This window comes from Enterococcus sp. DIV1420a (assembly GCF_051712165.1).
GTDB lineage: Bacteria > Bacillota > Bacilli > Lactobacillales > Enterococcaceae > Enterococcus > Enterococcus faecalis.
The window spans coordinates 1,081,919-1,095,166 of the sequence record NZ_JBIOOI010000002.1 but is presented as its reverse complement, the minus strand read 5'-3'; the positions used below and the strand labels follow the sequence as shown (position 1 = coordinate 1,095,166).

General features: G+C 37.3%; 12 protein-coding genes. 1 reads left to right on the top strand and 11 read right to left on the bottom strand.

Annotated features, from left to right (window positions below; translation table 11 throughout):
• Window positions 1-2: 2 nt before the first annotated feature.
• From pstA to IGI80_RS16515, 10 genes are all read right to left on the bottom strand, one after another.
• Entirely contained in the window at window positions 3-887 is an 885-nt protein-coding gene (gene pstA, locus IGI80_RS16560) for a phosphate ABC transporter permease PstA (RefSeq protein WP_002357300.1), read from the bottom strand.
• The gene (gene pstC / locus IGI80_RS16555) at window positions 887-1,807 is read right to left on the bottom strand and encodes a phosphate ABC transporter permease subunit PstC (RefSeq protein WP_002357299.1); all 921 of its coding nucleotides are present in this window, start codon (window positions 1,805-1,807) and stop codon (window positions 887-889) included. Before pstC ends, pstA begins: the two co-directional genes overlap by 1 nt.
• A 122-nt stretch (window positions 1,808-1,929) precedes the next feature.
• Entirely contained in the window at window positions 1,930-2,784 is an 855-nt protein-coding gene (locus IGI80_RS16550) for a phosphate ABC transporter substrate-binding protein PstS (protein WP_002357298.1), read from the bottom strand.
• Window positions 2,785-2,959: 175 nt separating this feature from the next.
• On the bottom strand, window positions 2,960-3,844 hold the full coding sequence (gene ftsX, locus IGI80_RS16545; RefSeq protein ID WP_002364071.1) for a permease-like cell division protein FtsX: 885 nt from the start codon (window positions 3,842-3,844) through the stop codon (window positions 2,960-2,962).
• On the bottom strand, window positions 3,837-4,523 hold the full coding sequence (gene ftsE / locus IGI80_RS16540; protein WP_002361935.1) for a cell division ATP-binding protein FtsE: 687 nt from the start codon (window positions 4,521-4,523) through the stop codon (window positions 3,837-3,839). Before ftsE ends, ftsX begins: the two co-directional genes overlap by 8 nt.
• A gap of 105 nt (window positions 4,524-4,628) precedes the next feature.
• Window positions 4,629-5,730, bottom strand: a protein-coding gene (gene prfB, locus IGI80_RS16535; RefSeq protein WP_111997025.1) for a peptide chain release factor 2 whose coding sequence is annotated in 2 segments (ribosomal slippage) — window positions 4,629-5,657 and window positions 5,659-5,730 — 1,101 coding nt in all. Because the reading frame shifts where the segments join, the coding sequence is not laid out codon by codon here.
• A 76-nt stretch (window positions 5,731-5,806) separates the two neighbouring features.
• Window positions 5,807-8,344 carry a preprotein translocase subunit SecA gene (gene secA, locus IGI80_RS16530; protein ID WP_002381826.1) on the bottom strand — a complete coding sequence of 846 codons (2,538 nt, stop codon included), beginning with the start codon at window positions 8,342-8,344 and terminating at the stop codon, window positions 5,807-5,809.
• Window positions 8,345-8,599: 255 nt separating this feature from the next.
• A complete protein-coding gene (hpf, locus tag IGI80_RS16525) occupies window positions 8,600-9,151 on the bottom strand; it encodes a ribosome hibernation-promoting factor, HPF/YfiA family (RefSeq protein ID WP_002357293.1) in 552 nt (183 codons plus the stop codon).
• A 138-nt stretch (window positions 9,152-9,289) separates the two neighbouring features.
• Window positions 9,290-9,976, bottom strand: coding sequence for a ComF family protein (locus tag IGI80_RS16520; protein ID WP_002394508.1), 687 nt, complete (start codon window positions 9,974-9,976; stop codon window positions 9,290-9,292).
• Window positions 9,966-11,282, bottom strand: a complete 1,317-nt coding sequence (locus IGI80_RS16515; RefSeq protein ID WP_438724192.1) for a DEAD/DEAH box helicase — start codon at window positions 11,280-11,282, stop codon at window positions 9,966-9,968. Before IGI80_RS16515 ends, IGI80_RS16520 begins: the two co-directional genes overlap by 11 nt.
• 271 nt (window positions 11,283-11,553) lie before the next feature.
• Between IGI80_RS16515 and IGI80_RS16510 the strand changes: the two genes are divergently transcribed.
• The gene (locus tag IGI80_RS16510) at window positions 11,554-12,270 is read left to right on the top strand and encodes an AAA family ATPase (protein ID WP_010710290.1); all 717 of its coding nucleotides are present in this window, start codon (window positions 11,554-11,556) and stop codon (window positions 12,268-12,270) included.
• A gap of 324 nt (window positions 12,271-12,594) precedes the next feature.
• Here the strand turns inward: IGI80_RS16510 and IGI80_RS16505 are convergent, their stop codons facing one another.
• Window positions 12,595-13,248 carry an AIR synthase related protein gene (locus tag IGI80_RS16505; RefSeq protein WP_438724191.1) on the bottom strand — a complete coding sequence of 218 codons (654 nt, stop codon included), beginning with the start codon at window positions 13,246-13,248 and terminating at the stop codon, window positions 12,595-12,597.

Here is a 13,248-nt window from a genome sequence, read left to right as displayed (position 1 = left end):
CATTAAGCTGATGTCATTCTCTTATAAAGACGGTTGCCGATAAAACGAGCGCCGAAATTGAAAAGTAAAACTACTAAAATTAACACAGCGGAGGCACCTGCTGAGACCGCAGCGCCATCTGGCATCGTTCCTTCGGTATTAATTTTCCAAATATGCACAGCCAACGTTTCCGCTTGACGGAAAATGCTAATTGGACTTGAAACGCTCAATGGATTCCAATTACTGAAATCTAAGGCAGGTGCGCTTTGTCCTGCTGTATAAATTAACGCAGCGGCTTCACCGAAAATCCGACCAGAACTCAAAATAACACCTGTCAAAATTCCTGGTAATGCTTCTGGCAAAATAACTTTTTTAACTGTTTCCCAACGTGAAAGACCTAAGGCTAACCCCGCTTCACGCTGTGTATAATGAATGGCTTTCAAAGATTCCTCAACATTTCTAGTCAATAATGGTAAGTTAAAAAATGTTAATGCTAACGCACCTGATAAGATTGAAAAGCCATATCCGATTTGTACAACGAAAATCAAGAAGCCGAACAGCCCGACAACAACGGAAGGCAATGAACTTAAAATTTCAATTGAGGTACGAATTAAATCAGTTAACCAATTCTTTTTCGCATATTCCGATAAGTAAATTCCAGCACCCAATGAAATTGGAATACTAATAATCATTGTAATCAATAGTAAATATAGTGAGTTAAAAAGCTGAATACCAATCCCACCACCAACTTGATAGGCTCTGGATGGTTGTGTTAAAAATTCCCACGAAATATGTGGAATTCCTCTAGCTAAAATGTAAATCAGTAAGGCCGCCAAAATTAAAACAATGACGCCAGATACGGCATATAAGATACCTGTTGCGATTTTATCTGCTTTTTTTGCATTCATTATTTTAAGGCTCCTCTCTTACCGATAATTCGGATAACAATGTTGAATAGTAAAGACATCAACAATAGAATCAAGGCTAAAGACCAAAGAACGTTGTTTTCAACTGTTCCCATAATTGTATTCCCAATCCCCATTGTCAAAATACTTGTTAGTGTCGAAGCTGGTGTTGTCAAACTAGTTGGCATCACAGCTGCATTTCCGATTACCATTTGGATTGCTAAGGCTTCACCAAACGCACGAGCCATACCAAAGACAACCGCAGTTAAAATACCAGGCACAGCTGCCCGCAAGACAACTTTATAAATCGTTTGCCAACGCGTAGCACCAAGCGCCAACGACGCTTCACGATAATGTCGAGGCACAGCTTTTAATGCATCTACGGTCATCGTAGTAACCGTTGGTAAAATCATGACAAATAGCACAAACGTACCAGCTAAAATACCGAAGCCAGTTCCGCCAAAGATTGAACGGACAAAAGGAACAATGACAGATAAACCAATAAATCCATAAACAACAGAGGGAATCCCTACAAGTAATTCAATAACTGGTTGTAAAAATTTCGCTCCTTTTTTTGGTGAAATTTCTGTCATAAAAACAGCCGCTCCAATCGCAAATGGCGTCGCAACAATCGCTGACAAAAACGTTACAATAAAGGAACCCGCAATCATTGGTAAAGCCCCAACCATGGGTTTACCGTCTGCGCCGATATCACTTGGGTTCCAGTTTGTTCCAAATAAGAAATCAAACACGTTAATCTTATCTTTAAAGAATGTAGCAAGTCCTTTACTTGCAACAAAATAGAAAATTGAAACAACCACTGCTACAATTAAGGCAATACATAGGAAACTAATAAATTTCCCTCGTTGCTCCATCTTGGCTCTTTTCGATTTTGTTAATAATTTTTTCTGTACATCTTCCAAGAATATTTCCTCCTCAAACAATCCAACTTTTACAGATAAAAATAGTGTACCTTTTTTACATCAATTTGTTTTTAATAACATGTAAATTTTATGTTAAGTTTGTAAATTTTGTGTTAAGAGAATTACTTAATGACATTTCCTTGCCAATCCCGTTCAATTTCCATTTTCGAAACAGGAATATACCCTAATTGACCAATCACACGTTCTTGGATATCATCTGACAACATAAAGTCTAAAAACTCTTTGGTTAAATCACTTGGATTTTTACGGGTGTACATATGTTCATAAGACCAAATAATCCATTTATTGTTCATTACATTTTCATCTGTTGGCTGAACACCATCAATACTTAACGTAGCTACTTCATCAGTAACATATGAAAATGCGGTATAACTAATCGCTCCTGGTGTATCAGAAACAATGGAACGAACCATGCCGCTGGAATCTTGTTCTTGCGCACGAATGGCTGTTTTATCTCCCAAGACCCATTTTTCAAAAGTAGCCCGCGTACCACTACCGGCCGCTCTGTTCAAAATAACAATTTTTTGGTCTTTCCCGCCAAGTTCTTTCCAGTTTGTTACTTCACCTAAAAAGATTTTCTTTAAATTTTCCATTGAGATATCTTTGACACCGACATTTTTGTTAACGATTGGTGTAATCCCAACAACAGCAACTTTATGATCAATTAAGTCTTCCGCTTTGATGCCCTTTTTCTCTTCTGCAAATAAATCAGAATTACCAATGTCTACCGCGCCAGATTGGACTTGACTCAGACCTGTTCCGCTTCCGCCACCTTGGACATTAATAAATCTTCCCGGATTTTGGCTTTGATATTCCTCACTCGCTGTCTCTACTAATGGTTGTAAAGCTGATGAGCCTACCGCTGTGATGGATTCACCACGATCAATCCATTTTGCACATCCTGTCAAAGTAAGTATACTTGCCAAACCAATAAATAATAGCAATCTTTTTTTCATCGATTCATTATTCCTCCAATTAATTTCAATCCATTCTATTTTACCATTATATGTAGGACTTGAAAATTATAAGTTATCAATTTGTTGGTACAACTGAGAAAACTCTTAAATTAAATAACAAGTATTTTAAAACTAAACGAAAAAAAGCTCTCCAAAATGGAGAGCTTTTTTTCGTTTAAATTTTCAAGAAACGACGCATTGAAATAACTGAACCTAGTGATCCAATAATCATTCCTGTTGCAATCATTAATAGATTGACTTTCCAGATAAAATCTTCTGGACGAATTAATGAATAATTCGAACGCAATAACTGCGGGTTGAACATGTTATAAACTTGATGGTAGCCTAACGTCATAATAATGACTGGCACGATTGCGCCAATCAACCCAATCCAAGCACCTTCTAAGAAGAACGGCCAACGAATGAAACTGTTTTTGGCTCCTACAAGACGCATAATTTGGATTTCTTTTTGACGAGATAAAATCGTAATCCGAATAGTGTTGGAAATTAAGAACACTGCAACGAATAAAAGTAATGCAGCAGCTGCTAAGCCCCAAGTTCGAACGGTTTGAGCGATTTTAAAGATTTTGTCTGAGTTTACACCACCGTAATCGGCTTTAAAAACACTTGGGAATTTAGCTGCTTGTTTCGCAATATCTTTCGTGTCTTCTGGTGTTTTTGCACGGACATAATACACGTCGTATAATGGGTTACTGTCGCCTTCGAAAAGATTCCAGGCATCCCCCATTTGTTCTTGGATTTTTTTCAATTGTTGATCTTTGTTTGAATAAGAAATATCTTCAACATTGTCTAATCCTTTAAGTTGTTTTTCTAATGTTTTCATTTCATTTTGTTTTGTACCAATATCGACAAAGACAGACACTGTCACGTTTTTTTCGATATCATCAGCAAGTTTCGTTGCATTAAAAATAACGCCCATAAAAATACCAACTAAAACTAATGTAATTGTAACCGCACTTGCTGAGGCAACAGTCATCCAACCGTTCCGTTTTAAACTTTTGATACTTTCAAATAAATGAGAAAAGAATGTTCTAATCATCGTAGCCGTATTCTCCTTCCACTTGGTCACGGATAATGCGACCATTTTCAATGGCAATAACACGGTGACGAATCGTATTTACAATTGTACTATTATGCGTTGCCATCACGACTGTTGTTCCTTGTGCGTTAATCCGGTCCAACAATTTCATGATTTCCCATGAATTCTCTGGATCTAAGTTCCCAGTTGGTTCATCGGCAATTAAAACTTTCGGTGTATTTACGATTGCTCGTGCAATGGATACCCGTTGCTGTTCCCCACCAGAAAGTTCGCTTGGAAAAACACGTACCTTATGTTTTAGACCGACTAAATCTAAAACTTCCATCACGCGTTTTTTGATTTCGCGAGGACGCCGTCCGATAACTTGCATCGCATAGGCCACGTTCTCATACACAGTTTTCTTTGGTAATAGTTTATAGTCTTGGAAAACGATGCCGATTTCACGACGTAAATAAGGAACTTCTTTATTTTTTATTTTCATTAAATCATGACCTGCAACTGTCAAATTACCTTTTGTTGCTTTTTCTTCACGATACATTAATCTAATAAAGGTTGATTTCCCTGCACCTGAGGGACCAACCACATAGACGAACTCGCCTTGGTCAATCTCTACTGAAATATTTCGAATCGCTGTTGTACCATTCGAATATTTCTTCATTACATCTTTCATTTCAATCATGGCGTTCTCTCCATCTCTTTTTTCTTCAATCCTACTCATTATAACATGTCAATATTGCAAACTTCTTGCATTAAGTTACATTTTTATTTCAATTTAATGAAGAGCTTAACTTAAGCGCTGTTTTAAGTAGGCATCAATGAAACCATCAAGGTCTCCATCCATCACAGCTTGTACATTGCCGGTTTCGTAATTTGTCCGATGGTCTTTGACCATTGAATACGGATGGAACACGTAAGAACGGATTTGTGAGCCCCAACCAATTTCCATTTGTTCACCACGTAAACTTGCTGCTTCTTGAGCTTTCTTTTCCATTTCCAATTGATATAATTTGGCTTTTAACATACTCATTGCTTGCTCACGGTTTTTTAATTGAGAACGTTGTGCTTGGCTTGCGACAACGGTGCCTGTTGGAATATGTGTAATTCGAACAGCCGATTCTGTTTTATTAATATGCTGACCACCAGCACCACTTGCTCGATAGGTATCAATTTTTAAGTCATCTGGATTGATCGCAATCTCTATTGTATCGTCTAATTCAGGCATTACATCAACTGAACAAAACGAAGTATGACGGCGTTTGGCGGAATCAAAGGGCGAAATCCGCACAAGACGATGGACACCTTTTTCAGATTTTAGGTAACCATAAGCATTGTAACCTTTGATTAATAAGGTGACACTTTTAATCCCTGCTTCATCTCCAGCTTGGTAATCCAACGTTTCAACTTGGAAACCGTGACTTTCTGCCCAACGTGTGTACATTCGTAAAAGCATACTTCCCCAATCTTGTGATTCAGTACCACCGGCACCAGGGTGTAATTCAATTAGGGCGTTATTATGATCATATGGCTCATTTAGTAGTAAGGATAGCTCATACGTTGTTAAACGTTCTTGCAAGAGATGAATTCTTTCTTCCAATTCTTCTTGAATCTCTGCATCATATTCTTCTTGTTGTAATTCAAACATCACCGTTAATTCGTCAAGTTCCTCAGAGAGCTGATGAAATTGTTGATATTTTTCTTTCAAACTATTGGTTTCGTTAATTAGCTTTTGAGCCGTTTCTGTGTTGTCCCAAAAACCAGGTTCTCCCATCCGATTTTCCGCCTCGGCAATGTCTTCTTCTAACTGGTCTAAGTCAAAGAGACCTCCTGAAGCTAGTAATTTTTTGTGTCATTTCGTCTAATAATGTACGAATTTCTGGGTTTTCCAAAATGATTCCTTCTTTCTCTTTATTGTAAAAAGAGCAAAGGCGGGACAAATTGCCCCACCCTGCGTTTTTTCTTTAATTAAGCGTTTCTTCCATGACAATTTTTGAATTTTTTGCCACTTCCGCATGGGCATAAATCATTACGGCCCACTTTTTTATCTACACGCACAGGTTGACGCTTCGCACTTGTGTTGCTTTGTGCAGCTGCATCTTGTTCTGTTTCTGGATGTTCCGCTTGTCCTTGAGCTACTTGCTCACGTTGGACATTTTGGCGAATTTCCGATTTCATGAATAAACGTGTTACTTCATATTCGATTGAACCCACCATATTGTTATACATAGAATAACCTTCTGTTTGATATTCTACTAATGGGTTGTTTTGACCGTACGCACGTAAGCCGACAGATTGGCGTAATTGATCCATTGCATCAATGTGATCTGTCCATTTAGTATCGACAACACGCAAGATGACTACTTTTTCAAATTCTAGCAATTGTTCTTGGCCATTCAATTGTTGAGATTTTTCTTCAAATACTTCTTGCGCACGTGCCACTAAGTAGTCTTTGATTTCTTCAGCTGATTTATTTTCTAAATCTTTTTTAGAAATCGTATCTTCATGGACAAGTGTTGAGGCTGCAAAATCGACAATCCCATCTAAATTCCATTCTTCTTTTTCTAATTGTGTATGGCTATCCACCACTCGGCCAATCGTCCGTTTTACCATGCCCATCAATACATCAGACAAGTCATTTTCTTCCATAATTACTTCTTGTCGTTGCGCATAAATAACTTCACGTTGCTCGCGCATCACGTCATCGTATTGTAAGACATTTTTACGTGTGTCATAGTTATTTCCTTCCACACGTTTTTGAGCAGACTCTACTTGGCGAGTAAACATTTTACTTTGAATAACTGCATCTTCTTCTTGCACATTCATTCGTTCTAAGAATGTTTTAATTCGTTCTGAACCAAAGCGTTTCATTAAGTCATCTTCTAAAGATAAATAAAATTGTGAAACCCCTGGATCCCCTTGACGTCCTGCACGTCCACGCAACTGATTATCAATACGACGTGACTCATGACGTTCTGTCCCGATAACCGCTAGACCACCTAGTTCAAGTACACCTAAACCAAGTTTAATATCCGTTCCACGACCAGCCATATTTGTTGCAATTGTAACTGCGCCTTTTTGACCGGCATTCATAATGATTTCGGCTTCTTTAAAGTGATTTTTCGCATTTAATACTTCATGAGGAATTTTAGCTGCGTTTAATTTATCAGAAAGTAATTCTGACGTTTCTACCGCAACAGTCCCCACCAACACTGGTTGTCCTTTGTGGTAACGTTCTTTAATATCTTCCACCACTGCATTAAATTTACTTTCTAAGGTTGGATAAAGTAAATCTGGACGATCGTCACGGATAATTGGACGATTGGTTGGAATTTGAATGACTTGAATATTGTAAATTTCACGGAATTCTTCTTCTTCTGTTTTAGCAGTACCAGTCATCCCGGCTAGTTTTTTGTACATCCGGAAGTAGTTTTGGAACGTAATCGTCGCCATTGTTTTTGTTTCATCTTCAATTTCGACGCCTTCTTTTGCTTCAATCGCTTGATGCAAGCCATCAGAATAACGACGACCATCCATGATACGACCAGTAAATTGGTCAACAATTAAGACTTTATTGTCTTGAACCACGTAATCAATGTCTAATAACATGATATAGTTTGCCCGTAACGCTTGATCTAAATGGTGCGTTAATGCTGTATTTTCAATATCGTACAGGTTATCCAATCCGAAAGTTTGTTCAGCTTTTTCAATCCCTGCTTCTGTTAAACCAATTGTTTTAGACTGAATATCAATTTTGTAATCTTCGTCTTCTTTTAAGCGTTTGACAAAATTATCGGCACGCGTATAGAGTGCTGTCGATTTTTCAGCTTGTCCAGAAATAATTAATGGGGTTCTTGCTTCATCAATTAAGATTGAATCCACTTCATCGACAATTGCATAGTTTAATGGACGTTGAACCATTTGGCTGCGATAAACAACCATGTTATCACGCAAATAGTCAAATCCTAATTCGTTATTTGTACTATAAGTGATATCACAGTTATACGCTTCACGTTTTTCATCAGAAGATTTAGAGTTAATGTTTAAGCCAACGCTTAAGCCTAAGAAATTATATAATTCTCCCATTTCGTTAGAGTCACGGGTTGCTAAGTATTCATTAACTGTAACAACGTGTACTCCTTCGCCAGATAGTGCATTCAAGTATACAGGCATTGTGGCAGTCAAGGTTTTCCCTTCACCTGTTCTCATTTCAGGAATGTTCCCGTCATGAAGCACAATCCCACCCATTAATTGGACACGGTATGGGAATAAACCTAGTACACGTTTAGCAGCTTCACGGACAACCGCAAACGCTTCTGGTAATAGTTCGTCTAAGGTTTCCCCTTTTTGATAACGGGCTTTAAATTCATCTGTTTTTTCACGTAATTGTTCATCGCTTAGTTGTTCCATTGCACTTGCATGTGCATCAATTTTATCGGCGATTTTTTCTAATCGTCTTAATTCTTTTTTATCGTTTTCGATCATTTTTTTCAAAAAATTTGCCATTGGTATCTGTGTTCCTTTCAATTACCTCTTTTTATTTTTGTATCCTTTTTGTACAAGAAGCACAATCTATCCGTTTTATTTTATCATTACTTGACGAGAAAGAAAACCATTTCTCTCTATTTTGCAGACATTTTCCTTTAAAAGAGGAACTTTTAAAGTTATTTTATGTATTTCTTTATTTTTTCTTTACTCCGTGCTTTAAAGATGTTTAAAGAGCTGAAATGCACGAAGGCATTTCAGCTCTTATTTTAAGCTTTAGTCTGTTTCAATCAAGCCATATTTGCCATCTTTACGACGGTAAACAATGCTTGTTCCATTTGTTTCAGCATCTTCAAAAATGAAAAAGTTGTGTCCTAACATGTTCATTTGTAAAACAGCTTCTTCACTGTCCATCGGTTTTAATGATAGACGTTTTGTACGAACGATGTCTAATTCTGAAGGTGTTTCTTCTGTTTCTTCACCAACTAAGAAGACAGCGGCTTTTGTATTGTTACGTCCTGTTTCACGAGATTTTCTGTTGATTTTTGTTTTAAATTTACGAATTTGTCGTTCTAATTTATCGACAACCAAATCAATACTTGCGTATAAATCAGGTGACGTTTCTTCAGCTCGTAAAACTAGATAAGGAAGAGGAATAGTAACCTCGACTTTGGCTGTTTTTTCAGTGTACACTTTCAAATTCACGTGAACCGTTGCTTCAGGTGAATCGCTGAAATATCTTTCTAATTTACCGACTTTTTTCTCAACATAGTCTCGAATCGCTTCGGTTACCTCGATATTTTCTCCACGTACATTATATCTAAACATAACAATTACCCCTTTCATCTACCAGTAAAGAAAAGATTAAAGGACCACTCTTTAATTCCCTTCTTCTTAATTTCATTATATCGAATAATCTGGGTTTTGCCAACAAAATAGTCATCAAATTTATGAATTCTTTTCTTTTTACCGCGCGAGAGTAAACGTATTCAAACTTTTAGGATAACAGTCATTGATAACAGCAGCTGCGTGGAAAAGAGTTCGTCCAGTGGTATAGATGTCATCCACCAAAATAACAGAACAATTTTTTAATTTTTTTTGGTTTTCTTTTTGGATGGCAAATGGTTGTTGCAACTGCATCCTTTCCTTTCTAGTTTTCTTAGATTGCGGAACATTTTCCTCTTTTCTAATTAAAAAAGGGCTGTACGGAACATCAGCCGCTTCTAGTAAGCCAATTACTTGGTTGAAGCCTCGTTCTTGCATTCGCTTTTCGGATAAGGGCACCGGAATAATATAGTCCGCAGATTGTTGCTGAAAGTAAAAGTTGATTTCCTCGTTAAAACACATTCTTAAGCGATAGTCTCCTTGAAATTTATAGCGTTCCATCCACTCTTGCATTCCTTCATCATAATGAAACAACGCTGCATTATGAAAAGAATACTCTGGATAAAGCAGCTGCCACCTTTGACAATCAAAACAATAATGCTCTTGGCTGACGCGACTACAACCAAAACAAGTGCCTGTCATTGGCAGTTTCTGGAACTTTGCTTGGCAGTGCTGGCAAAGTGAAGGGCTCATCCATTTGTTAAAACGTAAGAGCATTTTTAATGTTATCTCCAAACGAATGGGGCTTGCGCAATTTTTACAATCCATCTAACATCCCTCGTTTGCTAGCCAAGCGATTCATTTGCTTTATTTGCCGAATTGCCTCTTTCATGTCTCTTGTTTCCCCATCATGTAAAAATAAAACTTCGCCGTAATTGAATTCTTGTCTTCGATCGACTCGGCCCGCAATTTGGACAAGTGTTGAAGAAGTGAAGACTCGATGATTGGCACCATAAACAATAACTGAGACTGCATCAAAAGTCACACCACGTTCTAAAATGGTTGTAGTGATCAAAATATCCGTTTTCTGCTGACGCATTGCTTGAACTTTTTCTAGGCGAAGCTCATCACTACCATAAACGGCGACAACTTCTTTGTCGGAAAATCGCTCAGCTATTAATGTATGCAATTGGTGAATTAATGAAATGCTTGGGCAAAATAGTAAAACTGAATTACGCACCAATAAACGTTTCAAATGATGTGCAATGATTTTAATATTTTTGCTAGAAATACGTTGCCACGACTGAACCCAAAATCGGCGTGGCACAGGTAATGGCCTACGATGATATCTTGCTGGCAAAATACTGGCCGCTAATTTCTTTTGCTGTAAAAGCTTCCGCAATTCTTTCGTAGGCGTTGCTGTTAAGTACACCAAACTACTTCTTTTTTTTCGTGCGTTACGCACTCCATAATAAAGATGCTCGTTATTAACAAAAGGAAAAGAGTCGACTTCATCAACGATAAGTAAATCAAATGCTTGATGGAATTTCAATAATTGATGGGTGGTGCAAATCACTAGTTTCGTATAACGATACGGTTCTTGACTGTTTCCATGAAGTAAAGCAATTGCTTCATGAGGAAAAACCGCTTGGATTCTGGGAAACAGTTCTAAGCAAACATCGACACGCGGCGAAGCCAGCGCAATCCGCCCCCCTTCTTGTAAGGTTTGGTGCAAAACAGCAAATAACATTTCTGTTTTACCTGCACCTGTAACTGCCCACACTAAGCGATTCTCTCTTATTTTTGCTGTCTCACAAAGTTCAACTGAGATCGCTTGCTGTCCTTTTGTTAATTGTCCAGACCACTCAAAAAAGACAGTTCTTGGGCTATTGGGCCTTTCTGGTAAATGACAAAATTTTTGACAAGAAGTCACACGGCCTAATTGAATGCACGCATGACAGTAGTATACATTTGTCGCCAGTCTGTTTTCTTTTTTGGATACGACTTCCCCGCACCGCTGACATTGAATTGTTAGGGGTGAACGCTCTAACATTGTTGGTAAATAAACCAGTTTTGTCTGTATTGAACGTTCTGTTTCTTCAATAATTATTTTACGTCCATGCAAATCTTCCATGTTAACCACCTCATTTATAAAATACGCATTTCTCTAGCTTTTTTACGAAAAAGGAAATCTCCCACCGTTATCTTTCTATTCTTATCTAGTCGTTACCTACTAAACAAACTCTTGATACGCTTTATTGTTTACACGAATCTTCCACTTTCGACTTACCTATATGCAGATTTTTTATAACAAATTTATCTACCTTTAAAGAAAAATTAATGTTAAAGTATATCTAGTAATTCAAGCTTTAATTTGAAAAGACTAGAGAGGAGCAAGCTTTATCATGGAAAATATTTTTTTAAAAAGACTAGAACTCAAAGCTTTTGAAGAAGATTCTGTTTTTTCAAAAATTGAAGGGCTGAATAAATTTAATTCACTAAATTTTAAAAAACCTATTACTTTTTTTTCAGGTGAAAATGGAACTGGAAAATCCACTTTATTAGAAGCAATCGCAGTCAATTGGGGATTTAATCCTGAAGGCGGTAGTATTAATTTTAATTTCTCTACAAACGATACTCACTTGGATTTACATAATTATTTAACTGTTGGAAAAAGTGTAAAGCGTGCTACGGATGGCTTCTTTTTAAGAGCTGAAAGTTTCTACAATGTTGCTACATATGCAGAAAATATAGACTTAGATTTTTCTGAATATGGCGATAAATCCCTACATCATCAATCACACGGCGAAAGTTTTTTGAATCTGGTGAACCATCGGTTTAGAGGAAATGGTCTGTACCTGTTAGATGAACCTGAAGCGGCTCTCTCACCTCAACGCCAACTAGCCTTAATGATATCTATAAAAAAACTAATTGATGAGGGGTCTCAGTTTATTATTGTCTCTCATTCACCTATATTACTTGCAATGCCTGACTCACAAATTATTTCTTTTGATAAAGATAGTCCTTTAGAAATCACGTATGAAGAAAGTATGCCTTATGAAATAACCTCATTATTTTTAAACAACAAAAACAGAATTCTCTCTCATTTATTTGCTGAATAAGTCTGTTATTCGAATTGCTTATGCCATACTGTAATGACTTGTATATAATAATATTGTTAATCATTCTTTGAATTACTACTTTCAGACTACGGAAAAAGGCGTTCATTATTCAGAAAATAGATTGTTAAGTATGTTTTTTTAGTATCTAGATTAAAGTAAAAAATTAAAGACAGTTGTCTTTCTCTAGCTCACAGGACTAATTTCGGCTCTATAATTTATGGAACTGATAAACCAGAATGACTGCTTCAGCTCAATTCCAATTAACTAAAGTCATAAAAAAAGACAAGTTGCTTTTTCGAAGATTCTCGAAAAAACAACTTGTTTTTACTCTTTTTTATCTGCTTGTGCTAACAAACCCAAGGCTTGTTCCAGCACTTTTTCCCCGTTCATTAAGCCGTAATCAGACATGCTAATGACATCTGTTGGGATACCTTTTGGTGATAGACGCTTTTCAAAATCACTCTTCATATAACGAACTTGTGGACCTAACAATAACACATCGACTGGATTATTTTCTAAATTTGTTTCTGCTTCCGATGCAGAAGCCGCAAATATATGGGCATCTAAGCCTTGATTAAATGCTGCTTTCGCCTCACAACAGCCAGTCGCAACACCCGCAACAATTGCTTCAACTTTAGCTGGATTAACGGTCCCTAACGCTAAATAATCTAAAAAATATAACGGTTCGGCGCCTTGTGCGACGACATCATTGACACACATCGCTACACAATCAATTCCGATTGTCTCGTGTCTCTGTTCTTCAATTGCCAAGAGTAACTTTGTGCCTACGCCATCCGTTCCTGATACCAAAACTGGTTCTTTAAGCTTGTAACTACTTAAATCAAAACAACCACCAAAACCACCAAGCATGCCCAACGTTCCCGTCCGTTGTGTTTTTTGGCTATGCTTTTGAATTCGTTCCACTACTTCGTATCCCGCCTCAACATTTACGCCAACTTTTGAATAGGCATTTTCCAT

Coding starts and splice junctions, on each gene's coding strand:
- pstA (WP_002357300.1), bottom strand. CDS start 887: ATGAATGCAAAAAAAGCAGATAAAATCGCAACAGGTATCTTATATGCC.
- IGI80_RS16550 (WP_002357298.1), bottom strand. CDS start 2,784: ATGAAAAAAAGATTGCTATTATTTATTGGTTTGGCAAGTATACTTACT.
- ftsX (WP_002364071.1), bottom strand. CDS start 3,844: ATGATTAGAACATTCTTTTCTCATTTATTTGAAAGTATCAAAAGTTTA.
- ftsE (WP_002361935.1), bottom strand. CDS start 4,523: ATGATTGAAATGAAAGATGTAATGAAGAAATATTCGAATGGTACAACA.
- secA (WP_002381826.1), bottom strand. CDS start 8,344: ATGGCAAATTTTTTGAAAAAAATGATCGAAAACGATAAAAAAGAATTA.
- hpf (WP_002357293.1), bottom strand. CDS start 9,151: ATGTTTAGATATAATGTACGTGGAGAAAATATCGAGGTAACCGAAGCG.
- IGI80_RS16520 (WP_002394508.1), bottom strand. CDS start 9,976: ATGGATTGTAAAAATTGCGCAAGCCCCATTCGTTTGGAGATAACATTA.
- IGI80_RS16515 (WP_438724192.1), bottom strand. CDS start 11,282: ATGGAAGATTTGCATGGACGTAAAATAATTATTGAAGAAACAGAACGT.
- IGI80_RS16510 (WP_010710290.1), top strand. CDS start 11,554: ATGGAAAATATTTTTTTAAAAAGACTAGAACTCAAAGCTTTTGAAGAA.
- IGI80_RS16505 (WP_438724191.1), bottom strand. CDS start 13,248: ATGGAAAATGCCTATTCAAAAGTTGGCGTAAATGTTGAGGCGGGATAC.